General features: G+C 40.5%; 27 protein-coding genes. 20 read left to right on the forward strand and 7 right to left on the reverse strand.

The genetic code is table 11. The features are described 5' to 3' along the window. Positions 1-5 precede the first annotated feature (5 nt). Entirely contained in the window at positions 6-179 is a 174-nt protein-coding gene (locus tag ABC357_RS02155) for a hypothetical protein (RefSeq protein ID WP_412885913.1), read from the forward strand. A 61-nt stretch (positions 180-240) separates the two neighbouring features. Next, positions 241-426, forward strand: coding sequence for a sporulation protein Cse60 (locus ABC357_RS02160; protein WP_412885914.1), 186 nt, complete (start codon positions 241-243; stop codon positions 424-426). Positions 427-470: 44 nt separating this feature from the next. Here the strand turns inward: ABC357_RS02160 and ABC357_RS02165 are convergent, their stop codons facing one another. After that, positions 471-1,742, reverse strand: a complete 1,272-nt coding sequence (locus ABC357_RS02165) for a BaiN/RdsA family NAD(P)/FAD-dependent oxidoreductase (protein WP_412885915.1) — start codon at positions 1,740-1,742, stop codon at positions 471-473. A gap of 292 nt (positions 1,743-2,034) precedes the next feature. Between ABC357_RS02165 and ABC357_RS02170 the strand changes: the two genes are divergently transcribed. Both ABC357_RS02170 and ABC357_RS02175 read left to right on the forward strand, forming a co-directional pair. Further along, positions 2,035-3,642: a putative polysaccharide biosynthesis protein gene (locus ABC357_RS02170; protein WP_412885916.1), complete on the forward strand. Its 1,608-nt coding sequence runs from the start codon at positions 2,035-2,037 to the stop codon at positions 3,640-3,642. 73 nt (positions 3,643-3,715) lie between these two features. Beyond that, positions 3,716-4,444: a pseudouridine synthase gene (locus tag ABC357_RS02175; protein ID WP_412885917.1), complete on the forward strand. Its 729-nt coding sequence runs from the start codon at positions 3,716-3,718 to the stop codon at positions 4,442-4,444. Between the two features lie 70 nt (positions 4,445-4,514). On the opposite strand, the gene ABC357_RS02180 is transcribed toward ABC357_RS02175, so the two are convergent. Then, positions 4,515-4,736, reverse strand: a complete 222-nt coding sequence (locus tag ABC357_RS02180) for a DeoR family transcriptional regulator (RefSeq protein WP_412885918.1) — start codon at positions 4,734-4,736, stop codon at positions 4,515-4,517. 436 nt (positions 4,737-5,172) lie between these two features. Here ABC357_RS02180 and ABC357_RS02185 point away from each other — a divergent pair, with 436 nt between their 5' ends. From ABC357_RS02185 to ABC357_RS02225, 9 genes are all read left to right on the forward strand, one after another. Further along, positions 5,173-6,465 carry a M48 family metallopeptidase gene (locus ABC357_RS02185; RefSeq protein WP_412885919.1) on the forward strand — a complete coding sequence of 431 codons (1,293 nt, stop codon included), beginning with the start codon at positions 5,173-5,175 and terminating at the stop codon, positions 6,463-6,465. A gap of 343 nt (positions 6,466-6,808) precedes the next feature. Beyond that, positions 6,809-9,358 (forward strand): winged helix-turn-helix domain-containing protein, encoded by a 2,550-nt coding sequence (locus ABC357_RS02190; protein WP_412885920.1) that lies wholly within the window; start codon positions 6,809-6,811, stop codon positions 9,356-9,358. Positions 9,359-9,669: 311 nt separating this feature from the next. Further along, positions 9,670-9,852, forward strand: a complete 183-nt coding sequence (locus ABC357_RS02195; RefSeq protein ID WP_412885921.1) for an anti-repressor SinI family protein — start codon at positions 9,670-9,672, stop codon at positions 9,850-9,852. Between the two features lie 538 nt (positions 9,853-10,390). Next, entirely contained in the window at positions 10,391-11,806 is a 1,416-nt protein-coding gene (gene pepV, locus ABC357_RS02200) for a dipeptidase PepV (protein ID WP_412885922.1), read from the forward strand. Between the two features lie 86 nt (positions 11,807-11,892). After that, positions 11,893-12,753: a D-amino-acid transaminase gene (dat, locus tag ABC357_RS02205; RefSeq protein ID WP_412885923.1), complete on the forward strand. Its 861-nt coding sequence runs from the start codon at positions 11,893-11,895 to the stop codon at positions 12,751-12,753. A 109-nt stretch (positions 12,754-12,862) separates the two neighbouring features. Beyond that, a complete protein-coding gene (gene thpR, locus ABC357_RS02210; protein ID WP_412885924.1) occupies positions 12,863-13,435 on the forward strand; it encodes an RNA 2',3'-cyclic phosphodiesterase in 573 nt (190 codons plus the stop codon). Between the two features lie 27 nt (positions 13,436-13,462). Further along, positions 13,463-14,440: an NERD domain-containing protein gene (locus tag ABC357_RS02215; RefSeq protein WP_412885925.1), complete on the forward strand. Its 978-nt coding sequence runs from the start codon at positions 13,463-13,465 to the stop codon at positions 14,438-14,440. Beyond that, the gene (locus ABC357_RS02220) at positions 14,406-15,377 is read left to right on the forward strand and encodes a diacylglycerol/lipid kinase family protein (protein WP_412885926.1); all 972 of its coding nucleotides are present in this window, start codon (positions 14,406-14,408) and stop codon (positions 15,375-15,377) included. Before ABC357_RS02215 ends, ABC357_RS02220 begins: the two co-directional genes overlap by 35 nt. A 283-nt stretch (positions 15,378-15,660) precedes the next feature. Further along, positions 15,661-16,452: a phosphotransferase gene (locus tag ABC357_RS02225; RefSeq protein ID WP_412885927.1), complete on the forward strand. Its 792-nt coding sequence runs from the start codon at positions 15,661-15,663 to the stop codon at positions 16,450-16,452. Here the strand turns inward: ABC357_RS02225 and ABC357_RS02230 are convergent. After that, entirely contained in the window at positions 16,440-16,718 is a 279-nt protein-coding gene (locus ABC357_RS02230; protein WP_412885928.1) for a YtzH-like family protein, read from the reverse strand. The two genes, ABC357_RS02225 and ABC357_RS02230, sit on opposite strands and share 13 nt — an antisense overlap. A gap of 165 nt (positions 16,719-16,883) precedes the next feature. Between ABC357_RS02230 and trmB the strand changes: the two genes are divergently transcribed. Beyond that, the gene (gene trmB / locus ABC357_RS02235) at positions 16,884-17,528 is read left to right on the forward strand and encodes a tRNA (guanosine(46)-N7)-methyltransferase TrmB (protein WP_412885929.1); all 645 of its coding nucleotides are present in this window, start codon (positions 16,884-16,886) and stop codon (positions 17,526-17,528) included. Positions 17,529-17,547: 19 nt separating this feature from the next. On the opposite strand, the gene ABC357_RS02240 is transcribed toward trmB, so the two are convergent. Further along, complete coding sequence (locus tag ABC357_RS02240; RefSeq protein ID WP_412885930.1) at positions 17,548-17,763, reverse strand: acetyltransferase; 216 nt, start codon at positions 17,761-17,763, stop codon at positions 17,548-17,550. A gap of 131 nt (positions 17,764-17,894) precedes the next feature. Here ABC357_RS02240 and ABC357_RS02245 point away from each other — a divergent pair, with 131 nt between their 5' ends. Continuing rightward, the gene (locus ABC357_RS02245) at positions 17,895-18,737 is read left to right on the forward strand and encodes a YtnP family quorum-quenching lactonase (protein ID WP_412885931.1); all 843 of its coding nucleotides are present in this window, start codon (positions 17,895-17,897) and stop codon (positions 18,735-18,737) included. A gap of 27 nt (positions 18,738-18,764) precedes the next feature. Here ABC357_RS02245 and ABC357_RS02250 read toward each other — a convergent pair whose 3' ends face one another. Next, entirely contained in the window at positions 18,765-19,079 is a 315-nt protein-coding gene (locus ABC357_RS02250; RefSeq protein ID WP_412885932.1) for a hypothetical protein, read from the reverse strand. A 260-nt stretch (positions 19,080-19,339) separates the two neighbouring features. Between ABC357_RS02250 and ABC357_RS02255 the strand changes: the two genes are divergently transcribed. From ABC357_RS02255 to ABC357_RS02265, 3 genes are all read left to right on the forward strand, one after another. After that, on the forward strand, positions 19,340-20,410 hold the full coding sequence (locus tag ABC357_RS02255; protein WP_412885933.1) for a M42 family metallopeptidase: 1,071 nt from the start codon (positions 19,340-19,342) through the stop codon (positions 20,408-20,410). A gap of 20 nt (positions 20,411-20,430) precedes the next feature. Next, entirely contained in the window at positions 20,431-20,943 is a 513-nt protein-coding gene (locus ABC357_RS02260; RefSeq protein WP_412885934.1) for a DUF84 family protein, read from the forward strand. Positions 20,944-21,011: 68 nt separating this feature from the next. After that, positions 21,012-21,524, forward strand: coding sequence for a hypothetical protein (locus tag ABC357_RS02265; RefSeq protein WP_412885935.1), 513 nt, complete (start codon positions 21,012-21,014; stop codon positions 21,522-21,524). Positions 21,525-21,537: 13 nt separating this feature from the next. Here the strand turns inward: ABC357_RS02265 and ABC357_RS02270 are convergent, their stop codons facing one another. Continuing rightward, entirely contained in the window at positions 21,538-21,750 is a 213-nt protein-coding gene (locus ABC357_RS02270) for a hypothetical protein (protein ID WP_412885936.1), read from the reverse strand. A 190-nt stretch (positions 21,751-21,940) separates the two neighbouring features. Next, the gene (locus ABC357_RS02275; protein WP_412885937.1) at positions 21,941-23,896 is read right to left on the reverse strand and encodes a methyl-accepting chemotaxis protein; all 1,956 of its coding nucleotides are present in this window, start codon (positions 23,894-23,896) and stop codon (positions 21,941-21,943) included. A 257-nt stretch (positions 23,897-24,153) separates the two neighbouring features. On the opposite strand from ABC357_RS02275, the gene ABC357_RS02280 reads away from it, so the two are divergent. Together ABC357_RS02280 and ABC357_RS02285 are read left to right on the forward strand one after the other, a co-directional pair. Continuing rightward, entirely contained in the window at positions 24,154-24,465 is a 312-nt protein-coding gene (locus tag ABC357_RS02280) for a thioredoxin family protein (RefSeq protein WP_412885938.1), read from the forward strand. A 24-nt stretch (positions 24,466-24,489) separates the two neighbouring features. Beyond that, positions 24,490-25,293, forward strand: coding sequence for a DUF1444 domain-containing protein (locus ABC357_RS02285; RefSeq protein ID WP_412885939.1), 804 nt, complete (start codon positions 24,490-24,492; stop codon positions 25,291-25,293). Positions 25,294-25,471: the final 178 nt, after the last annotated feature.

A 25,471-nucleotide genomic window follows, 5' to 3' on the forward strand; every position in this document is an offset into this window, starting at 1 on the left:
TTAGAATGGCTGCCAAAAGAAACATGCGGGGCGTGTTGGAAGAGAATAAACAGTTTTCCTTACAATTCTTTTTCTCTATTGTTATTGATTGGTTCTACGCAACCATGCTTCTCGAAGAATCGTTCTATTATCATAAGGAAGAGGAGGGCATGGGGTGGATACAATCGCTGCTATTATAATTGTTATTATTATCAGAATTTTTGTCCATACTGTATAAAAAGGGAAAAGGAGAGGAATCTGTTGATTAAGGTGAAGGTGTTCGACTATGAGCATGAAAAAGATCTTGAAAAAGAGATGAACCATTTTTTGCAGAAAGTAAACGAAGACCAATTGGTAGATATTAAATATAATGTAGCTGCTATCGGAGAGGATGAGGATGAGCAGATCTACTGTTTTACAGCGATGATTGTGTATAAATCCTCATAAAAAAAGGAGGCCATTGGCTCTCCTTTTCTTTATGTTTCACTGCATTATTTGCATGAGCGGCAGTATGCTGCTGCATTTACACCGGCCAATCTGCCGGTCACGAGCGCAGATGTGATATTATAGCCGCCGGTATAGCCATGGATGTCGAGTATTTCTCCACAGAAATAGAGGCCATGCATCAATTTGGATCCCATTTCCTTCGGCTGGATTTCCTTGACGGATACTCCGCCTCCGGTAACAAAGGCTTTTTCGATTGATAGGGAGCCATTGACAGTGAACGTAAATCCTTTGCACAATTGAGCGAAATAGCGAAGTTTTTCGTGGGATATCGTCGTCCCTTGCTCGTTTTCTTCAATTTCAGCCTGGCTCAGCAAAAATTGCAAATACCTTTCTGGCAGTAGTCCTTTAAAGATATTTTTGATTGCTTTTTTCGGGTCTTCTTTCACTTTGGCTATTAATTGCTGAAACACTTCTTCCTGATTTGATCCAGGGAAATGGTCAAGCTTCATTGTTATGCGCTCTTGCTTGCCTTTCTTCAGTTCTTTGACGACGAATTGGCTGCAGCGCAACACGGCCGGTCCGCTGATGCCAAAGTGTGTAAAGATCATATCCATTTGATGGGTGATGATCGGCTTACCTTTTTTGTTTAAAACACTTAAAGCCACATCACGCAAGGACAATCCCTGTAATGTTTTGCTTCTAATAAAGGATTCATCCGATGTTAGAGGCACTTCAGTGGGATAGAGATCTGTAATGGTATGCCCCGCTTTTTTTGCCCAGGCATAGCCGTCGCCTGTTGAACCGGTTTGAGGGACGGATTTCCCGCCTGCTGCAATAATCAATGCACTGCAATCGAAAACCTGCCCATCTTTCAGCTCAACAGAGCAAACCTCTCCATCCTTATAGTTCACATCTTTGACAATTGTATTTTGCATCACCTTGACGCGATACTGGTCCAATTGCTCTATCATTGCATTCACAACGCTTGATGACTGGTTGGAGACCGGGAACATGCGGCCGTGGTCCTCTTCCTTTAGGCCGACGCCCAGGCCCTCGAAGAAGGCAATGATATCTTTATTGTTAAATACGGAAAAAGCACTATATAGAAAACGGCCATTTCCAGGAATATGCTTGATGATTTCATCAATCGGCAAATTATTTGTCACATTACAGCGGCCTCCGCCGGATATCGCCAATTTCCTGCCTAGCTTATTGCCTTTTTCAATGAGTAAGACTTTTGCCCCTTTTTCTCCGGCAGCGATAGCAGCCATTAAGCCTGAAGGGCCTCCGCCGATCACAATTACATCATATTTCATTATTTCACCAACTATTATTTTTTTCATCTTTTCATTATAATGTAAGTTGGCTAATTATAAAAATACTTGGTAGAATAGATGAAGCGCTGAAAAAGTGCGGGCTCTTAAATGATGGGGCCCTTATACGCGTTTCAAAAAAATAATAATGCAATAGCCATTCAATCGTTAAAATGAAGTGCAACATGAACATGCCGCTTCCGGAGATTTACTAATTCCCCCGTTTTCGGTTTGGTTAGGGAAAAGGGCGATCCTGCCGCATGTACATAATGGACTAACAGTAGGAAGGGATTATATGTCGTCAAAATTGTTAAAAGGTACCTTCATCCTTACAGTGGGGATGGTTCTCTCAAAGGTGCTTGGCTTGTTATATGTTATTCCGTTTGAAGCAATTGTCGGTACAAAAGGTACACAATTGTATTCTTATGGATACGTTCCCTACACCATTTTTATCTCTATAGCTACCGGAGGAATTCCGATGGCTGTATCGAAATTTGTGGCAAAATACAATGCTATGGGTGAATACGGCGTCGGTCAAAAGTTATTCAGATCCAGTATGAAAGTTATGCTGCTGTCAGGGATCGTCTCATTTCTAATTTTATTCTTCGCTGCTCCTGGATTAGGGGAAGTAATGGGGGCTGGACAGGAGAACTTTACCCCTGCCCAAATAGCTACTGTTATAAGAGCGGTTAGTTTTGCTTTAATTGTTGTTCCTTTTATGAGTTTGATCAGAGGTTTCTTCCAGGGGAATGAATCTATGGGGCCAACCTCTGTATCCATGGTAGTTGAGCAGATAATCCGGATTATTGTTCTGCTAGGCGGTGCATTTGTCATCATGTACCTAATGGACGGTAGTGTTGTTACAGCTATTTCTGTTGCGACATTCGCTGCCTTTGTAGGGGCGATCGGAAGCTTGGTTGTTCTCCTGTGGAGCTGGAAGAAGCGTAAGCCGTATTTAGATCGGATGGTGCTCAATGATAAACATTCAGTGAGTATTTCCATGCCGGAAATGTATAAGGAAATCATCCTTTACAGCATACCGTTTGTATTTGTCGGTATTGCAATGCCATTGTTCCAATTTGTTGATACATTGACATTCAATAAAGCAATGGCTTCGATTGGCCTACAGTCGATTGCAGGCGATGCATTCGGGATCCTTAACTTCAACACGCAGAAGCTTGTTATCATTCCCATGTCACTGGCTACGGCCTTTGCCATGACGATAGTACCTTCTGTAACGAAGGCGTATGTTGAGGAAAAGCAATCCCTGTTCACCAATCAGCTTAATCAGGCATTTCAGGTGTTATTATTCTTGACACTGCCGGCTGCAATCGGGATGTCATTGCTTTCGAAACCATTCTATACAGTCTTCTACGGATTCGACCAAATGGGGGCGGAAGTGCTGCAAACATATGCGCCGACAGCCATCCTGTTTGCTTTCTTTTCCGTAACAGCAGCTGTTCTGCAAGGGATCAATCAACAGAAATATACTGTGTTAAGCTTATTGGTCGGTTTTCTTGTAAAGCTAGCCCTTAATATACCGTTGATCCGCATGTTTGAAACAGAAGGTGCCATTTATGCGACAACCTTAGGTTATTTGGCAGCTACTTTGATCAATTTTTATGTCATCAATTATTTTACCGGCTATAAATATAACTTAGTGTTTAAGCGTACGATTCTCATGTGCGTATTCACATTCATAATGGCTGTTTTTGTTATTCTGACAACTTCTTTATTATCGCTGTTCCTGAATGAACAGCATCGAGGGCCAGCAATGATCATAATCATCATTGGAGCGGCAGTTGGAGCGATTGTTTATTTCATCCTGGCAATGAAGTCCAAACTTGCTTATAAGTTATTCGGAGACAGGATCGGAAAATTAAAAAACAGAATCGGATTATAATGTTGGTACATTGACGGAACCTTGCCATATAGCAGGCAAGGTTTCTTTTTATAAGAAAGGGAAGATGTGACGAATGCGAATTGATAAAATGCTAGCCAACAGCGGTTTCGGCAGCCGCAAAGAAGTAAAAAAAATGCTGAAGTCCGGCGCTGTTAAAGTGGATGGGATTGTGGTGAAAGACGCAAAGCACCATGTTGATCCCAACGGGCAAACAGTTACAGTACAAGGGATAGAAGTGGAATACAAAGAATTCATATACCTGATGATGAACAAACCGCCTGGCATTCTTTCAGCAACAGAGGATGACCGCCAGGAAACGGTTGTAGATATTCTTGAAGAAGAAGACCGTCTATACGAGCCTTTCCCTGTAGGAAGATTGGATAAAGACACAGAAGGGTTATTGCTTTTAACGAATGATGGGAAGTTGGCCCATCAATTATTGGCTCCGAAAAAGCATGTGCCCAAGACGTACTTTGCAGTCATTGAAGGAATTGTGACGGAAGAAGACATAGAAGCATTCAAAAACGGCGTTACATTGGATGATGGCTATCATACAAAACCTGGCGAACTCCAAATTATTTCTTCGGGGCCGGAATCAGAGATTGCCCTGACTATTACAGAAGGGAAATTCCATCAGGTGAAACGGATGTTTGAAGCGGTCAGGAAGAAGGTCACCTATCTAAAGCGGATGACGATGGCGGATCTCCATTTGGACGAAACTCTGGAGTTGGGGGAATACCGGGAGTTGACGGAAGAAGAGGTTGAAGGCCTGTTCACATATGAGAAAAAAGCCGAACTGTAAGCAGTTCGGCTTTTTTGCGTAGAGGCAAACGCTTGTGGATCTATCTGTAAGCATCGCTTTACGCTTTTTATTAAGAGGATAACCGTATTTTTTTACTGGTAGTTTTCCAATGGCCGCGACTTGGACTAGTCACTAGGTCATTGTATGCTAGAACATTTAAATCACGTTGAATAGTGCGAGGAGTGATGCCAAATTCTTCGACAAGATCTTGGGTAGTTACAGTCCCGTTCTGTTTAATGTACATGTAAACGGATTTGATACGGGTTAGCATCCTATTTGTTGAAGGTTTCAAAAAACCACTCCTTATTTCTTAATTAGCCTACAGGGATGAAATTTCACTTTTCTGAAAGATCATTGTACAAATGGACCCCATGTCTACTGTGTACAAATATCAAGTGACAAACCAACAACTACAAACTGTTTTAAGAATAAAGCTATGTGATTTTAGAGAGCATACATCTCCTTTTTCCTATAACGGAATAGAATAGAAAGAGCCATCAATGGTACTGATTATGATGTTTCTCTAATGTACATCTTCTATTTTAATGGTATATGCAAAAAAAAGCTACACTATTGACAGAACTGTCATAAAAAAGCTTCTCTTTAATGTTATACTATGGTATTTATATGAAAAAATATACCTGATATTTTAATTATTTCCTGTATCTTTAAACGCTTCCATTTATTATACTGGAATTTGTTTTAATTTTTGGAAGTGGAGTGTGTATATGGAGGAAAACGTAAGGGCACAGTTAGTGCACAGAAAAGAAACCTTTTATTTTATCCTAGCTAGTATAGTGGGGATTATAACGTATTTATTTTTCTTTTTTTCAATTATTGGGGTAATCATTTTCGCAGTATTCATGATGTTCCCTCTTTTGGCGCACGCCCTGAACATGGCACATATTAAACGAAATGCGGTCAAGATATCGGAAGATCAATTTCCGGAGATTTATGAAAAAGCGTTGTGTTTAGCTAAAGAGATGGGCATCAGCAACTTGCCGGATATGTATGTAATCGGAAGCGATGGGATACTGAATGCCTTTGCGGCAAGATTTTTTGGCAAAAATATGATTGTGGTCTATTCGGAGATTTTTGACTTAATCGATGACAATAGGGAAGATGAGGTAATGTTCATTATTGCGCATGAATTGGCGCATATCAAAAGAGGCCATCTCCTGAAGCATATGCTTATTCTCCCTGCCATGTGGGTGCCATTATTCGGAGAAGCCTATTTACGGGCATGCGAATATACTTGCGACCGTTATGCAGCCTATTATACTGGGAATCTTCTGGCATCCCAAAATGCATTGATGACTCTAGCCGTTGGGAAGAAATTGCAATCTAGGGTAGATAAAGCTGCTTACATAAAGCAGTTGCAAGCAGAAAAAGGCTTTTTTCTTTGGTTAAGTGAAAAGATATCGACGCATCCCCATCTCCCAAAGCGGATGAACGCTATAGCACATTGGCAAAATCCGGTGGAGGTAGCCTTAATAAAGGAAAAACGCCAGCGTATGTACGGCTTCTTTACCAGTATGGCCATTGTTTTATGTACGGCCGCCTTACTTTACTTCCTGATGGTTAAAATCCCAGGAACCGTTATGCATTGGGCAGAAGAAGCAACTAGTTGGTTGGATGATTCTTTTTTAGATGACCATGCAACGGGCCTTATGATAGCCGCTTATGAAAATGATGTGGATTTAATGAAGACTGAGCTGGAAAATGGAGCAGATGCCAATGAGACGGACAGTGTAGGGGCTACTGCCTTGCATTATTCCATCGGAAACGGATCTAAAGAAGCTGCAGTCCTCTTATTGGAAAGGGGAAGCGATATCAATTTAAAGGATGAAGCAGGGTATACTCCGCTCCATGATGCTGCTTTATATGAGCTGCCTGATATGGTTACGTTATTATTAAAATATGGAGCAGATAAGCTGGCTGTCAACGGTGATAATCAGACACCGTATGAACTTGCGAAAGAACTTAATAATAAGGAGCTCTCTTCCCTTCTGAAGCCATAGAGATTGAGGAAGGATGACTGTTTATAATAGAATAAAAAAAGCATCGGTTCCCATGCATGCCGATGCTTTTTGGCATTGGGAATGGTTGCAAGGGCGATCGTTTTAAAACGATCAGGAGGGATTAGGAGAAAGGCAGAAACAAAAATATCTTTTTATTCAGAAAATATTGATATTTAGGTTATCTATTTGTATAATATTGGGTTAGTTATACTATTATTTATACTTTTACTATTTTTGTGTATAAGAATCTGAACTAGCTTGTGTTTTATTGTTTTTCAACAGGAATTCCGGGATGGATTTAGCTGTTCTATATGCTTTGTTTGATGATAGAAGGAGGATACGAATGAACACCATTTGGTTGAATTCAAAAACAAAAGTGCCAAGTATTATCAAAATGGCTATTAATCGAGAACGTTTATATCAACTATTAGATGATGGGAAAGCTACAAAAATAACGGTTGTCCAAGCACCTGCGGGATATGGGAAAACAACCGTACTCAGCCAATGGATGAGCCGATTGGGTGAGCCGGCTTGTTGGCTTTCGATTGATACTTTGGATAATGACCCTATTCGTTTTTTGAACTATCTCATACAAACTGTGTCTGTCACACTTGAAAATAATGTGGCCTCGCGCTTTTCTTCTTTGTTTACTTCACATCCACAATCCCCTTTCGAACTCATAATAGATGCTCTTTTGAATGAAATAAGTGTCCTAAAAGAAAATATACATATAGTTTTAGATGACTATCACCTTATAGAACATCCAACTATCCACGATATGATGATACGGTTTGTAGACTATTTGCCGGAAAACATCCATCTATACATGTTAAGCCGGAGTAGAATAGAGCTGCCATTAGAAAGATGGCGTGTAAAATCATGGCTTACGGAGATTGGGATCGAACAATTGTGCTTCACGTATGAGGAAATTGAACAGTTGTTTAAAAAGAAAAACCTTTTATTGATGGATAAGCAATTATTGCAAGGTGTTCTGGCAAAAACAGAAGGCTGGGCTGCTGGTATTCAATTAGCAAGCCTATCCATCGCTGCTGATGAAGTGCGTGCCGATCGATTTGATGGCACACACCCGTTTGTTGCCGAATTTTTATTGAAGGAAATCTTCGGAACGCTGCCGCTAGATACGCAGCATTTTCTTATCCAAACGTCTATATTTAATATGCTGGAACCAGAAATTTGCGATGCATTGACGAACCGCTCAGACAGTTACAATCTACTACTAGAGCTTGCTGAAAAAGGAATATTCACTATCCGTTTGTCTTCGAAGACCCCTATATTTCGTTACCATCAATTATTTGCAGATGCTCTTCAAACAGAAATGAGAAATATGTATAACAAAGAACAAGAGGTATCTCTTTATCAAAAAGCAGGGGATTTACTATGCGAAAGAGGGGACTATATTTCCGCAATTGAATTAGTTTTACAACAACAAATCTATGTTCTGGCAGAATCATGGATTACGGATTATCTGGTGGATATCTTTACAACAGGGCAAACCTCAACTTTTGTTCGTTGGGTCGATGTAATGAGAAAAAGTAAATATACGCTGCCGCCTGAAATGCTTGTCATGTATACTATTGCCCTTACCTCTAAACCGGATTTACAAAAAGCGCAGCGAATGATACATGATCTGGAACAAAGACACTCGGCTGATCAATGGATGTATCATCCTGATAATCAAGGGGTTGTAAGCATTTTGACCACTTTAAAAGCATATATCCTCATTGCGGTTGGAGATGACAAGGAGCAAGTGGCTGAAATTATATTAAATCAGTTGCAAAAAGGCCGAGTGAGTTCTAGATGGGATCATATCCCTATGCAATACAATCAGTTTGAACCTAAAATATTTCGGACGTTAATTGGCTCGAAGGGGAAATTTACTCCGGTCGAACAGTCGGTCGCTTTTTCGAATTTCTTTCGCCAAACGGATTTTAAAGAACAAAATATGATGGGATTCAGCTATGGCGTGTTAGCGGAGACCATGTATGAAGTAAATTTACTTGAAGAAGCGTTACAAGAAATAGATGGGGGATTGCAATATGCGTATCGCTTTCAAGATGCCGGTTTAGCCATTCCTCTTTATATATTGAAGAGCAGGATATATATGGCGAAAAAACAATTTACTTCTGCTCAAGCTGTGTTAGACCATGCCTTGCAAGAGGTGACAGAGTGGCATTGGATTCGTTCGTTGCAAGCTATGAAAGCATATGGCTATTTACTGGAATCTGACATGCCAAACGCCGAAAAAGAATTGTTTAAAACAAAACGGCCGGACATGTTAAAGGTCGAGTTGGGCCAAGAGCTCTGGCTGCTTGTTTACGCCCGTTTTTTATTAGCGACAGATGGCATACAAGAGGCTCTGAGTATCGTTATCCGTGTTAAGGAAAAAGCATCACTTGAAGACCAAATTTCAACAATCATTGAAGCTTCATTGCTGGAGTCATTATGCTGCATGAAAATAAACCGCAAAGAATCAGCTTTTGCCTTATTGCATAAAGCAATGGAATTGGGCTGTGCCTATGGATATAAAAGAATCTTTATTGACGAAGCGGATATCGTTCGATTATTAAAACAATATATGGCGTTTAGAAAAAAGGACTCGAATAAAAATTGGCAGTCTGTTCCCTTTTCTTATGTTGAAGAGTTAGTGAGAGATGGTGATCCAATTGCTGACAAATCAATGGATGGAATGCTTACTCCCCGTGAAATGGATGTACTAAAACTGTTAGCGAGCGGTGCGACGAACCGGAGTATTGCTGGTCAGCTATATCTGTCTGAAGGAACCATCCGGGTATATTTGACGAATATTTACAGCAAACTTGATGTTCAATCACGGGCTCAGGCCATTTTGCTTGCGAAAGAATGGGGACTTTAAAAATCGTGCCGACTGTATATTCGATTTGACCATACAACAGCATTTCGCCACACATGGGGTATCTGGTCCATAAAATGGATTCTTGTTATGTAAGAAAAGACGATTAGCCGTACCATGCATATCTGATTTTTTAGATATGCTTTTTGTTTTTTAGGCTATTCAAAATAGAAAAGATAAAGTGTTAACATTCCTCAATAGCGAATATACATACATTTGGTTATGATTATTTTATTATTTCATTTAAAGCCTCAAGGCAGGGGCGGGTTGACCGGTAATTTGTCATCAAATCATATTTTGCGGAGGTAAGGATATTGAGTGAATTAAACCAAGAATGGATACAATTAATTCTTGAAGCAAAAGAAATAGGTTTAAGCATTGAAGAAATACGGGAATTTTTACAGCTTCATCTGGATAGAACGAAGAACGGGACCTTCGTTGACAAAGGTGTTTATACAACGTTCAGAGCAGACGAATTAATGTACTATGAGGGATAGGCTACTATTCTCGATATATCGAAAAAGGATGGTCCGAATATGCTTGTTTGCTTTTGTGAAAGAAGCGCTCAAGGAACGGTCCTTTGGATGGGCGCCAGATGGGCATCTGCCACGTTAATTTAAGCGGGAGCCTCTTGCCTGCCGCCCGTTTCAATAGCTTTCCATAAAAAACGATGTTCTCTTAGCTTATATCCGAAGCTCCTATATCCAGTCTTATGGTAAAGCTCAATATCTTAATTTAACGATTTTTATGCTTAAATCAATATGGTTTGAGCATTTTTTTTGTTTGGGGCATTTCTTTGAAGAATGAATAGGAGACTTTCCCTTTATTACATACCTTCCTTTTGCGGATGCCCAAAGAGCTGCCGACTTAAAATAATGGCATTTCTCATTTATGCACCTTGCGGCTTTTTAGAGTATGATAGATAGTAGATAAATCTCCCGCAAAACAGCTTTGATTATATTCGGTGCTGTCGGGGAAGTATGAACCTATTGAACAGCAATTAAACAGGAGTTTTTATGAAAAGGAGTGGCCGAAATGAGTTCAATTAATTGGACAGAAGAAGTCAATAAAAGAAAAGAGCAATTCATAAAAGATACGCAAGAATTTCTGCGTATTAAAAGTGTGATGGATGAGGAGAATGCTACACTTGAAGCTCCTCTGGGACAAGGTGTTCAAGAAGCACTGCAATATATGCTGACCAAAGGGAAGCAGGACGGGTATGCTGTGAAAGACGTGGAGCATCTTGCCGGCCATATTGAGATGGGGCAAGGCGAAGATATTCTCGGCATTTTGTGCCATGTCGATGTAGTGCCAGAAGGAGACGGCTGGAGCAGCGATCCATTCGGTGCAGAAATAAGAGACGGCAAAATTTTTGCGCGCGGCGCACTGGATGATAAAGGGCCGACAATGGCAGCCTATTATGCAATGAATATTGTCAAAGATCTCGGGTTGCATCTATCGAAAAGAGTCCGAATGATTATTGGGACGGATGAAGAATCGGATTGGCGCTGTGTAGATACATATTTTGCAAAAGAAGAAATGCCTACTCTAGGCTTTGCGCCTGACGCCGATTTTCCTATCATTTTTGCTGAAAAGGGAATTTGGGATTATTATATTACCCAGCAGCCCGCAAAAGAATCGGAAGAAAATACTGAAATCCTAGTAAAGGAATTCGCTTCAGGAAGACGCTTCAATATGGTACCTGATTATGCAAAGGCTGTTCTTCAGGCAAATGGGGAAGCAGAGTCTGTCCAAAAAGCTTTTCGTGAATATGTCGGCCAAAACGGCATCAAAGGAAGTGCAACACTTAAAGGCCAACTTCTGACACTGGAAATGGAAGGTGTATCTGCACATGGAATGGAACCTAGAAACGGTAAGAATGCCGGACTTTATATGGTTCACTTCTTGAATCAATTGTCTTTGGGTGAACACGCTCAATCTTATTTTTCATTTGTTGACCGTTATCTTTGGGAAGATTCAAGAGGAAATGAGTTTGGTATTGCTTATAAAGATGATTCCACTGGAGATGTCACGCTGAACATCGGACGATTAAGCTATAGCCCTGAAAGCGGCGGTCAGATCGGGATAAACCAGCGTTATCCGGTTACTTATGACCAAGGAAATGCAGAAAAAAAGCTTATTAAAATACTTGATGAACAGTCTTTTGCCTTAAAGACTGAATCACATTCGGCCCCTCACCATGTCGATAAGGACAGTTTCCTTGTACGGACTCTTTCTGATATTTATGAATCACAAATGGGTGAACCTGCAGAACTATTGGCGATCGGCGGCGGAACATATGCCCGTTCATTAGAGGCCGGCGTTGCATTTGGGCCATTATTCCAAGGGCGTGAGGATATCGCCCACCAAAAAGATGAATATATGTATATAGACGATCTGCTAAAAGCTACTGCTATGTATGCAGAAGCAATCTATCGCCTGGCTAAATAACATCCGGCGGTACCCTTATGGAAGTCAGGCAGAAGGGTGTACGGCTTTAGTTTCGGCAAGTCCATGGTGGAGGAGTGTTAAGCGGAATGGGGAAATCAGTCATCTTTAAAGGTAAAATGATGTTGGAGGATCAAGCGCATGTTGATATAGAAGATAGAGGATATCAATTTGGCGACGGTGTTTATGAAATGATCCGTGTGTATAACGGAAAGATGTTTTCTGCTGAAGAGCATTTACAGCGGTTAGTGAGCAGTACGGAAAAAATCCACATCGATCTGGTTTATTCAATCAATGAAATGCATGACATGCTTCAAGAGTTGATCGTAAAGAATCAACTACTGCTCGGAACCGTCTATGTGCAGGTAACACGGGGAACAGCGCCTCGCAGCCATGCATTTCCCGGCAAGAATGTTTCGCCTGTCTTTACCGCTTATACGAAGGAAGTGGAACGCCCTCTTGCTACGATGGGCAATGGTGTCAAGGCGCTGACAGTTGAGGATATCCGCTGGCTTATGTGCGATGTGAAAAGTCTTAATTTGCTCGGCAATGTATTGGCGAAGCAAAAAGCAGTCGAACAAGGCTGCTACGAAGCTATTCAGCATAGAGCGCAGGAGGTCACTGAGGGGAGCTCTTCCAATATTTATATAGTCCAAAGCGGAAAGATTATCACACATCCGGCAAATAATCTTATATTGAACGGGATTGTCCGGCAGGTTATTCTTTGTTTGGCCAAAAAGAATGGGTTGATTGTTGAAGAGCGGCCATTTTCGCTCTCTGAAATAGTGGATGCGGATGAAGTATTTTTAACCAGCACAACTTCGGAAATCACACCTATTGTTGAAGTGGATGGCCGCGTTATTGCGGATGGTAAACCTGGAAAAATGACTAAGCAAATACAGCGGCTATATCTGGAAGAAATCATTCATCAATGCGGCTTAATTGATTAATAATTTCTGTTTGTATGGAAAAAAAGCCGGCACATCTAAAAAGTGCCGGTTTTTTTATCCTTATTGGTGAAATATACATATAGTACAATTAACATAAGGAGAATAAACCATGTCTGTTCCTCATTACTTTATAGCATTGGCTCTTCCTGATGAAGCAAAAGCTTTTTTGCACAGCCGAAGCGGCCTGTTGAAAGAGTCTTTTTCTTTTCGGAAATGGGTGGCCGAAGAAGATTATCATATAACTCTGTCTTTTTTAGGTGCAAGCGATACAAATAAGTGGCAAGCATGTATGGGGAAAGTCGCACAAGCGGTTAAACATATGCAGCCTTTCACGGTACATGTAAGCTCGATCAATACGTTTGGCCGTGCTGAGCAGCCACGCATTTTATGGTATGAGCCTGAAATAGTTCCTTCTATCTATCCCATCCAAAAACAGATTACCGATATATGCATAGAGAATGGATTCCATGTCAGCACAAAACCGTATACGCCCCATATCACACTCGCTAAGAACTATAAAGGGGAAATCCCGTTTGGAAGCAGCCAACGGAAGGAATGGGATGATATTCTTGGCCGGGGAATTACCTTTATAGCAGACCGGATATCGATATACCGCATTGAATTGGGCCGGATTCCAAGATATGAAGAAGTGATGGGGCTGGCATTGGGGCCCAATCAGTAAAACAGTCATAGAAGGAGACGTAATGTTATGGGACAACTTATCAAAGTACAGGATTATGTATCGAGATATGAACAGGATATTTTTCGGTATCCGACACAGTTTGTCAGGTTAAAAAAGCAGCAATGGTCTCATATCCACAATGCGTTTGAAGCAGGGGAATTGAATCAAGGAAAATATGATGACGAAGAAAATGATTGGTATGGGGAACAGACCAATATGCTGGGGAAGGTAAAGAATATATTCAAGCGCAATAAGGGAAGCAATCAAGCCGAACAGCCGGCTGAATCGAACGATGCAGAAAAGCCGCCGTTCCAGATGAATATCCCTTATGTGCCTGACACGATCGATGAATTGAAGATATCCTTCCTGAATCAACTGTTTTTGTTTCAGATGAAGTGGGCTACATCAACAATAAGGGAAAAATCTTATGTGGATAAGTCTCTTTATCTGGATGAAAAATTAAAATTTTTACTCATGCGGTTTCCGGATACTTTTTTAGTGCTATATAAGCCCATTTTTTTACTTCAAAAAGCGCCGATAGAAACGGAATCAATTATTTGCACTCCGACGGAAACGTGGGTGGTCACATTTTTGGAGCATGAAGAGCAGGCTGTCTATATTGGAAGCAGGGAAAAGTTTTGGCTCCGCAAACACCATGCCAGACCGGATAAAAAGGTATTGAACCCGACAATCGGTTTGCAGCGCACTGAAGCGATCGTCAAAAAATTATATTCATTGTATGATGTTGACCTTCCAATCAAGAAAGCAATCATTTCAAGAGAAGGATTTGTCGATTTTCCGTCCGTTCCTTACGATGTGCATATTCTTGATAAAAAAGGCTTTCCAGAATGGTTTGAATCCATGAGAAAAATGAGCGCTCCTCTTAAGCATCAACAGCTTAAAGGAGGAGAAGCATTATTGGATTATTCCCAAACAACGTCAACAATGCGAATGGAATGGAATGAGGAGATTGATCACTCAATGGATCGAGAAGAGGAATTGTGAGCAAAGGCCACTTCATATTATAAAAAATGGCAATGCGGATTCTCCTAAAAGTGAAAAAGTTTGGAGGAAGGCGGAAGCCTACCTTAAGCAAAGAAGAATCCCTTATTTGGTTTATCAGACCGAATATCAAGGGCATGCATATGAGATAGCCGAAAGAGTAGCAAGGGAGCATGCCCCTGCGGAAGTGGCGATCATCGTTGTAGGTGGCGACGGCACATTCCATGAGGTCTTAAATGGTGCATCTGTGAATCCTTCTGCCATTATCGGCTGCCTTCCGGGAGGATCTGGGAATGATTATGTCCGGGGAGTGCAAGTAATAAAGGATCTGGATAAGGTTATAAAAGCGGCCCACCATGAAAAACAAACGAGGGCTGTTGATATTGGACAGGTGGAATCCGGAGGGAAAAGGCATTCGTTCATTAATAGTGTAGGGATGGGTTTCGACGCAAGCATCTGCCAATCTGTCAATCAATCAAAATGGAAAAAACGTCTGCAGCCCCTTAAGTTAAGTAAATTTATTTACATCTATTACCTATTCCAGCAATTATTCCGATTCCGTACATTTGATGCGGATGTGACAGTGGATGGAAAAAAGAAAAAATATACACGGGTTTGGTTTATAGTGGCTGCGAATCAGCCATACTTCGGCGGAGGAATTAAAGTATCGCCAAAATCCAAACCAGATGACGGGAAACTTCAGTGCATTATTGTAAGTGGATTGCCATCGTTTGTTTTTCTATTTGTATTCTTAACGGTTCTTTGGGGAGGCCACTTGAATTTAAGATGGGTGGACCATTATTCATGCTCCAAGCTGAGTGTCCGTTCCGCAGGTAAGGCATTGATTGAAGCGGATGGGGAACAAATAGGGCATACAGTAATGGATGTGGGCATAAAGCCGCGTCGGCTGCGCATTATCTCACCATTTAAAGGCGAGTGAAAGCCAATTTTTCCTTTTGCATTGAAAAGAAGCATTCTTTCATGGTATATTAATTCTTACGGTTATTTAAGAGGCCATATTTAAAAAGCATAGACTTGACGTGCTACTCTATTTTCTCTAAAATTTATAATAGATGGCTATTGCAATGAATAATGTAACAATAGCTGTCTTTTTTGTTGTAAAAGCATGAATTAGGATACTTAGGTGCGGATACACTTCGTACATAAACGGTTAATATAAGGTATTTAATATAAGTTATTGAATGAAATTGAAGGTGACCACATTGGAACAGATATTTGGTCAGGATTGGGAAATAACTCCTGCGGGTGGAGCAACCGGTGAGGCTTTCATTGCCCGTAATGAAGATCAGCAACTTTTCTTGAAGCGAAATTCTTCGCCTTTTTTAGCTGTGCTTTCTGCTGAGGGCATTGTGCCAAAACTTATTTGGACAAAGCGATTGGAGAGCGGGGATGTCATTACTGCTCAACGGTGGTTGGACGGCAGAGAATTAACCCATGAAGATATGAACCAAGAGAATGTAGCCCGTTTATTAAGGAAAATTCACCAATCTCGACCATTGTTAACGATGTTAAGAAGATTGGGGAAGGTTCCTTTAGAACCGGAACAGCTATTCATAAATACAAAGACTGCGCTGGATGATGAGCTTCTTTCTGATGATCGGATAAAGAAAGCTTTACTTTTGCTTGAAGAAATGTTGCCTGATATTTCCTGTGAAGAGACGGTTGTTTGCCATTGTGATGTCAATCATAATAATTGGCTTTTAACGGAAGACAGGCAGTTATACTTGATTGATTGGGATGGAGCCATGATTGCCGATCCCGCAATCGATCTCGGCATGCTCCTTTATTCTTATATCCCTAAATCAGAGTGGAGCTCATGGCTGGATAAATATGGGGTGTCTCTGACGGATTCTTTGAAAAAAAGAATGAAATGGTATGTCATTTCCCAAAGTATTACATTCATTCAATGGCACAAAATGAAAAATCGTATCGAAGAGATGAACGATTGGTTTGATTATCTTTCAAACATGTTAAAGGAAGATCAGGAGAACTGACCCATTCCTTCAACCCATTGAGACAACTGGTCCTGGTGGGAAGTTATGTGGGTGTCCAAATCATTGGCGCCAATGCCGGTATGGCTGTATTGGCGGATTTCATTAAGGATTTGGACGAGCTGGCCATCCACTTCTCCTTTAGTTAGAAGGGAGTCAACCAGCCTTTCGACTTGCTCGCATTCGGAAACAGATCCACAGCAATCACTTTGATGATTGGTCAAAATATCCCTTAGGATGGCTACTTGATGTTGTTGTGTTAACGGCATGAGAAAATCACCCTTTCATTTTGAAATGCATTCGCTCCTGATAAGGAGCTTTTCTTTTGTAGGATGTCTAGATAGGCTGCATTCTATTCAATGGAAAAAAGCCTCTTGCATACTCTGCAATATCCATGATATGTTGTCTACGTAAATTAAGTTGGGAGTGTCAATATGCGTCTAAGAAATAAGCCTTGGGCTAAAGATAAATTAAATGAATATCCACAGTATGTCATACAAGAGCCGGAGAGCCACAAAAGCAATTGGGGAGAAGTGTTCGGCAATAATAATCCAATCCATATTGAAGTAGGGACGGGCAAAGGGCGCTTCATAACCGAAATGGCGCGCACGAATCCCGATATCAATTATATTGGCATAGAAGCATATGAGAGTGTCATTGTCCATGCGTTGGACCGTTTGATTGATGCAGAACTGCCTAATGTTAAATTGTTGGCTGTCAATGCAGTGGATTTACGGAATTTTTTCGGAAAAGGCGATGTAAGCAGAGTATACCTGAACTTCTCTGATCCTTGGCCGAAGACCCGCCACGAAAAAAGAAGATTAACTTATGCAACTTTCTTGCAAACGTATGAGGATATCCTTCCTGAAGGTGGAGAAATCCATTTTAAGACAGATAATAGAGGCCTTTTCCAATACTCGTTAATCAGTATGTCCCAATATGGAATGACTTTGAAAGATGTGAACCTTCATTTGCATGATAGTGATTTTGAAGGGAATATTATGACTGAATATGAAGAGAAATTCAGTAATAAAGGAAGCCGCATATATCGTGTGGAAGCTCAGTTTCCAAGGAAATAACTAGGCCATGCATGTAACCTCAATCGGTAGATTGAGGTTTTTTGACGCCTACAATATCGGGGTTTTCCACATATAAGGAAGAGATTCTTCCACATTCAGAGCAATATACAGCTCCGACATTGGATGACTTTCCTCTCAAATTTCCTTTTTCATGGATTGTTACTGGTGAAAATCCTGCTGAAAGAATGCCTTTTTTTACAGAATCCCCTCCACAGGATGGACAGGTTTGTTTCATAAGATCCCTCTTTTCTTTTGAAGAATATTTACCCATTTTGACACTGTATATAACATCTGCTTTTTTAGAGGAGGCAGAATGATTACAAAAGATGGAAAATTTTGATAAAATAATGAAGGAGGAGGGGTTTTATGGATACAATTCATTTTGGCGATATTTCACTGACGTGGCTTGATGGAGGCGTAACCAATTTAGATGGAGGCGCGATGTTTGGTGTAGTGCCCAAGCCGCTATGGTCAAAGAAATATCCCCATAACGATAAAAATCAAATTGAATTGCCTACTGATCCGATATTGATCCGGCAAGAGGGACGAAATATCCTGTTGGAATCTGGGATAGGCAAGGGAAAGCTATCAGATAAACAAAAAAGGAATTATGGAGTCGAAAAAGAATCTGAAATAGATGCTTCATTGGAGAAGCTAGGCTTGACTGTCGATGATATTGATACAGTCATCATGACCCATCTTCATTTTGACCATGCATGCGGATTGACAGCACTTGAAGATGGAAAGTGGGTATCCGTGTTTAAACAGGCTAAAATTATGGTAAGTGAAATTGAGTGGAATGAAATGAAAAAACCGAATATTCGATCTAAAAATACATATTGGAGAGAAAATTGGGAGCCGATTCAGCATCAAGTGGTAACCTTCAAAGATGAAATGGCAATAAGTGATCATATCACTATGTATCATACAGGCGGGCATAGTGACGGCCATAGTGTCGTTGTCATGAAGCAAGGCGAAGATACATTAATCCATATGGGTGATATCATGCCGACTCATGCGCATACTAATGTTCTGTGGGTTTTGGCTTTCGATGATTATCCAATGGATTCTGTACGGCAGAAGCAGAAGTGGATGGAATATGGTTTGAAGCACCATGCGCTTTTTACATTTTATCATGATGCTTTTTATAGGGCAATCAGGCTCAGTGAAGACGGCAAAGAAATAGTGGATAGCTATCCAAGAACGTAAAAAAAGAAGAAAGCAATTGCTTTCTTCTTATGTTTGTGGAACCATTTCAATAACTGTTCCTGTAGTTGCATCCGCCACAAACTCGAATTGCTTTTGTTCTTCATCCTCAAGTTTGGTCAAGCCGCCTTTGAACACTTCATACTGTAGCCCGTTTTTCACATAATGCTCAGGTTTCATAAGAATCCATGAACCGATAATTTTTCCATTGGCTTTTACTGCATTTTTCACATGCGTTAGGACGGCATCTGGAGATGGATTATTCTTATTGTCGATGATGGATTTTGCTGCATATCCACACGCAAATCCTGCTGCAGCCCCAAGAATGATATTTTGCCATTTCATATGATTAACCTCCTACTATTAGAGAAAAATTCCTCGCAGAGAAAGAATTTCCAATCTCCGCTTCTTATATGTAAGTATACAAGAGTGGTACCGGAACTTCAATTTCTGCCGCTTGTTTTAAAGGAAAGGAATATCCATAAACTATATATACCCATTTCAGTAGAAAATAACAAACTGAAAAATAAAAATGTTTTGAGTATGTGTTGTCATTCGTTAAAATAGGAGAGTACACAGATTACAGAAATAAAGGAGATTACATAATGGATCAAGAATCGTTAGCTTTATATAAAACGTTGACAGAATTGCCTGGAACCTCAGGTTTTGAGCATGAAGTCCGTAAATTCATGCGCGCTGAGCTTGAAAAATACAGCGATGAAATAGTACAGGATGGACTTGGCAGTATTTTTGGCGTTAAGGTAGGAGACGCCAGCGGCCCGACAGTCATGGTCGGAGGGCATATGGATGAAGTAGGGTTCATGGTAACAGGAATCACAGATAATGGCCTTTTGCGGTTTCAGACACTCGGGGGATGGTGGAGCCAGGTTTTATTGGCGCAGCGTGTGCAGATTATAACAGATAAAGGGCCTGTCATCGGCGTCATTGCCTCAATTCCTCCGCATTTATTGGATGAGTCCCAAGCCTCAAAGCCGATGGATATAAAAAATATGCTGATTGATATCGGTGCAGATGATGCAGATGATGCCAAAGCAATCGGAATCAGACCAGGCCAGCAAATTGTGCCGATCTGTCCATTTACACCAATGGCCAATGAGAAGAAAATATTGGCGAAAGCTTGGGATAACCGGATTGGATGCGGGCTGGCCATTGAATTGTTGAAAAATGTGCAGGGAGAAAAGCTGCCAAATATCCTTTATTCTGGAGCTACTGTCCAAGAAGAAGTTGGGTTGAGAGGAGCTCAAACCGCAGCAAATATGATTAAACCGGATATATTTTATTCTTTGGATGCAAGTCCTGCAAATGACATGACAGGAAGCAAGGATGTATTCGGCAAATTGGGCAAGGGAACATTGCTGCGCATATTCGACCGTTCCATGGTTACGCATAGGGGAATGCGTGAATTCTTATTGGATACAGCAGAAAGCAACAAGATCCCTTATCAATACTTCGTATCCCCTGGAGGAACAGATGCAGGAAAGGTACATATTTCAAATGAAGGTGTGCCGAGTGCTTTTGTAGGGGTATGTTCCCGATATATCCATACACACGCCAGCATCATATCAGTTGATGACTATGAAGCGGCAAAAGCTCTATTGATCGCTCTTGTTAAAACGACGGATAGAGCGACAGTGGACAGCATCAAGAGTATGTGACATAAGGAAGGGCGAGATGGATGATTATCAGTATCGGCAGTAAAAACCCTGCAAAAATAGAAGCAGTCCTTTCTATGATGGATGAAGCCAAAGATGAATTAATTGCAGTAGATGCCGATTCAGGCGTCTCAGAGCAACCTTTTTCCGATGAGGAGACGATTCAAGGGGCGATCAACCGTGCCAAGGCTTCTTTAAAGGAAACCGAAAGCAATGTGGCGATAGGGCTTGAAGGCGGCGTAGTACAAACGCCGTTTGGATTAATGCTTTGCAATTGGGGTGCGCTTGTCAGAGAGGGCGAAGAACCGATTATTGCAGGAGGAGCAAGAATCCCGCTGCCAAAAGAAATTGCAGAGAAACTCCTCGATGGAAATGTATTAGGGCCTGTAATGGCTGATTATACAAAAAAGAAAAATGTCAGCAAAGAAGAAGGCGCGATCGGTGTGTTTACGGATCTTTATGTCACAAGAAGCCAAATGTTTGAGCACATTATGAAAATGCTTTTTGGGCAATACTATTTTGTAAGCAAGGATTAATAAATCCTTGCTTTCTTTTTATATGCAAGTGATTAAATGAATCCGATCCGACTGAATCGAGGTGAATAATGGTGAACAGAATGAGGGCTATCCTTTGTTTTTCTTGTCTGTTTATCTTTTTTGCAGGCGGCTGTAAAACGACTACACTTGAATTGGAGAGCCATAAAGCGATTGAAAAGGCGAGTTATGCTTTCCAGAAGAAGAAAAAGAGCCCCAATGAAGAACTGAAGGGAATTCGTTTTTATAGGCCGTTTGGATATAAGGTAAAAGAAAAAAGTGACTATACAATTGTAATGGAAAGAAAAGGGCATACGATCCTGTTATTTGTAAATCCACAGGAAAATAGAGTGAGTGAAACATTAATAAAGGGTATTACGAGCCAAAAAGAGCATTATTTGATACAGGAGACATTTGAAAAAGAGGGAAGCAAGGGGATGATTGCCATAAAAGAAATGAAGGATGACGCATACGAAATGCTTGCTGTAGTTGGAGGCGTAAAAGTAACCGCGCAACTATCGATGCAGGAATTGTCCCGTTATGCCGGTAAGCTTATGGAGATAGCGTCATCCGTAAATCAATGACTAAGAGGTACGATTATCCAATAAAGCCTAAATAGCTTCCTGTTGTCATGAAGGCGGCCAATATAAGTGTAATTAGGATTTGATGTGTATTGAATACTTCTTTCTTTACGCGTGCAAGTTTATTAAGTACAAAAGCCATAAGGAAAATGACACTGAAAGCAAATAAGAATGTACCTATCATGTCTTTCAAAGTAGGTCCAGTCATGGTAAATAGTAATTCGTGCATGTAGTCTTTAGCCACCAATCTATAGAATTTGAGAACAGTATATCATCTGTCATATTAATTATATATAGTTTTAAGGAAAATAGGTAATTGAAACCATTTATTCAGTAGTGGAGATACCAGGAGAAAGCAATTTCATTGCATGGCAACGGGCTGTCCGGAAGTTCAGCTGCTGCCATGCAAAGCCGATATTCTATGATTGTAAACGGAAATCCTGGATGATCAGTCTGAGGTCATTGGCGATGTTGCTTAGATGGTTAGCTGCCTCGTTGACCTGCGAAATCGCAGAAAGCTGATTTTCACTGGATGCACTAACTTCTTCCGCCACACTGGCCGACTGCTCGGATATTTCGTAAATATCCTTCATTTTTGCGTTAAGATTCTTGTTCGATGATTCAACGTTTTGGACCGCTTTCTGAATGACTGTAATTTTACTATTAATATGGCTGACATGGTCGACTATATGTTCGAATGCTTTTTTCGTGGAGGTGACAGATTCCGACTGCGTTCGTTTATATTCATGGAACTGCTCCGAGTCATTCAATAATGTCTGCATTTGATGGTCCATATTGTCGATCAGCTCCTGTATCTGCAGAGCTTCCCCTTTTGTTCGCTCGGAGAGCTTTCGCACTTCTGCTGCGACTACAGCGAAGCTCCTGCCTGAGTCGCCAGCCCTTGCGGCTTCAATCGCAGCATTTAACGCCAGAAGGTTTGTACTGTCGGTAATTTCCTGGATTGTATGGACAATGCTCGCTATATTGGCCGATTTATCTGCTGCTAGGCGGACCTGGGCAGTTAAATGGTTGGCAAGATCAAGAAATTGATGGGATGTCTGTTCCAATATATAGATGGTTTGAATCCCTTTTTGCCCCTGTTTTTCGGTAAGGGCAGCCTCTTGATAAATATCTTTTGTAATGATGTTAGTATGTTCAATCGCTTTTTCAACAACATGCATAATGTCATTGCCTTCTTCAATTTGCACAGTCTGTTGGGAAGCGCCTACGGCCACTTGATTGACTGCTGAGTTGACTTCGTTGGATTGTGCTGACGTTTCTTCCGATATGGCAGCCAAGTGTTGTGAGGAAGAATTCAATTGCTCAGTCGATAATAATACCTGTTGCAGTGTATTCTGCATCTTTTCGGCCATTTCATTAAAACTCCGTGAGAGATCCCCTATTTCATCATTGCGGGTGATAGGGACCCGATAGCTTAAATCTCCAGAGCCGATTTTCCTTGCCCCGATCTTTAAAGTTTTGATCGGACGCTGTATTGATATCATTAAATAGTAAGAAATGCTTAATAAAGCTACAATGATAATGATTGAGATAATAATGAATAAAAGCGTCAGTTGTTCATTTTGCGATTTCAACTTGCTGTCAAGCATTTTCTGTTCGTTCAATACTGTCTCGCCGACATCGGCAACAGCATTTTCGATTGTTTTAGCATTGCTATCAAAATTGATCATGTACCTGCTTGTTTCACGGTAAATGCCGACTATTTCTGTGAAATTGCCATTATAGGTTTGGATAGAAGCCGCCAGATTCGGTTCAGTCTTTACTGATTCCTCAAGCTCTTGAAGGCCGGACGTTATTTCTCCATAAATAAGTTCATTTTTTGTAGTCATATAAATTTTTTCGAGTTTTCTGACAAAATCGTATGTATCAATAGCCGCCTGTTTCTTGGAGGCTGCCAACAGCTCTTCTGTTTTTTGCCCGTTCTCATTTGCTGTATTGCGAAGGCCGTCGGAGGGAAGATAGCCAATTTTTTTATACATCCCAGCTAAAGTATTGAAGGATTTCAAATATTTATCCGAGCTGTCTTCGATTTTTTTGAAATGAACGGATAACTTTGTGTCTTTGTAGTCTTTTTCCAAACGTTTAGTCTGTTCCTGAATCAACTCGATATTCTTTTTAACCAATTTTTCGCTGGTTAACTGAGGATTCTTCAAATATTGCTGTTCATACTTTCTTGCTTGCTGCAGATTGATTTTGATATCTTTGCTGGCAATAACCGCTGAGGATAATCGGCTGTTTTTTTTGTTAGCATTTTCTCTGCTCGAATTGGAAACAAGATTGAAGGAAAAGAAAATGAGAAGCCCAATCGCAGACATTAGCACTATGAATCGAATTTTTCCTTTAATCGTTTTCATGGCTTATTGCCCATCCTTTTATGTTAGATTTTAGTAATAAAGGGGTATTTATATTATTATAGAATCTTTCAAATAGTAAAACAATACTATAATGTCAATTATTGTTTGGCTGGCGATTGCTGGGATGGATATGAAAAGAGGGAAAGATCCATTATACAGTTTTAAATGGTTGGTTACATGGTATATTTTTGCTATGATAGACACTATAAATAACGCATGAACCATATAGGTGAAATATTCAATTGGAGGCAAGATTAATGATCTATTTAGAAAGCGAAACACAATATAAAGAATTTAAGGATAATAAGAAGGCCGTTTTTTTATTTTCTGCCGATTGGTGTGGTGATTGCCAGCTAATTAAACCAATCATCCCGGAAATTGAAGCAGAATTTGATGATTTTACATTTGTTTATGTAGATCGTGACAAATTTATCGATATCTGTATCGAGAATGATGTTTTCGGCATTCCAAGTTTCATTGTATTCAGCCATGGAACTGAACTCGGCAGATTTGTAAGCAAAGATGCCAAAACAAAAGAAGAAATTGAAAACTTCCTGCAATCCCTATAAGCGGGAGAAGGAAGGGAACCACAAATGAAATTAACAAGCAAAAAGCTGAAAGAACTATTGTGTGCCCGTCTGGAGCATGAAGATCGAACATTCATTTATGATAAAGAAAAAGAAACACTCCGGATTGAAAATTCAAAGAGCAAAAAAGGGATCAATGTTTCACTGTCTTCCCTTCTTGCAAAAGCAGAGCTGAATTTAGATGGGGCATTAAATGAAACGGTATACTATGTGACAGAGGCGTTGCAGGCAATGGGGAATGGCCAATCGCTGAACGGCCATGAAAAAAGGGTTTACCCTGTAATCCGGAGCACCTCCTTTCCTCAGCAGGACCAGGATGGCAAGACATTCATTATGGAAGACCATACGGCGGAAACGAGAATTTACTATGCATTGGATTTGGGCAATACGTACCGTTTAATCGATGAGGAAATGCTTGGAAAGAGCGGCTGGACATTGGGTGCACTTCGGGAAGTGGCAATGGATAATTTGCTGATGCTCTCAACGGATGTCAAAAAAGACTCGGTTGCCGGCAATGATTTTTATTTTTTAAGTACAAAAGACGGGTATGATGCATCCAAAATCCTTAATGTGAAGTGGCTTGAAGACATGGAAAGTCAAATGAAAGGGAACATGACTGTAGCTGTTCCCCATGGTGATGTATGCATTATCGCTGATGTACAAAACGATACCGGGTACGATGTATTGGCGCAGATGTGTATGAGCTTTTTTGCAAGCGGGCATATACCGATCACAGCACTTTCTTTTTCCTATGAGGATGGAGATTTAGAGCCGATATTTATTTTAGGAAAAAATAAAAGCCGTAAATAACAGTAAATGGCTGCCTTATTATAGGCAGCCATTTTTTTGTGGTATGATAAAATGGATAAAATTTGAAGTTTATATCTTGAGAATACAGGCAATAAGGAAAAAATGCTATTGTGTACATTTAATATATTTTAATATAGTAATTACGCAGAAGATGGGTATATTGAACTCCTGTTTTGAG

It is taken from the genome of Bacillus kalamii, assembly GCF_047238185.1.
Classification (GTDB): Bacteria; Bacillota; Bacilli; order Bacillales; family DSM-1321; genus Bacillus_AD.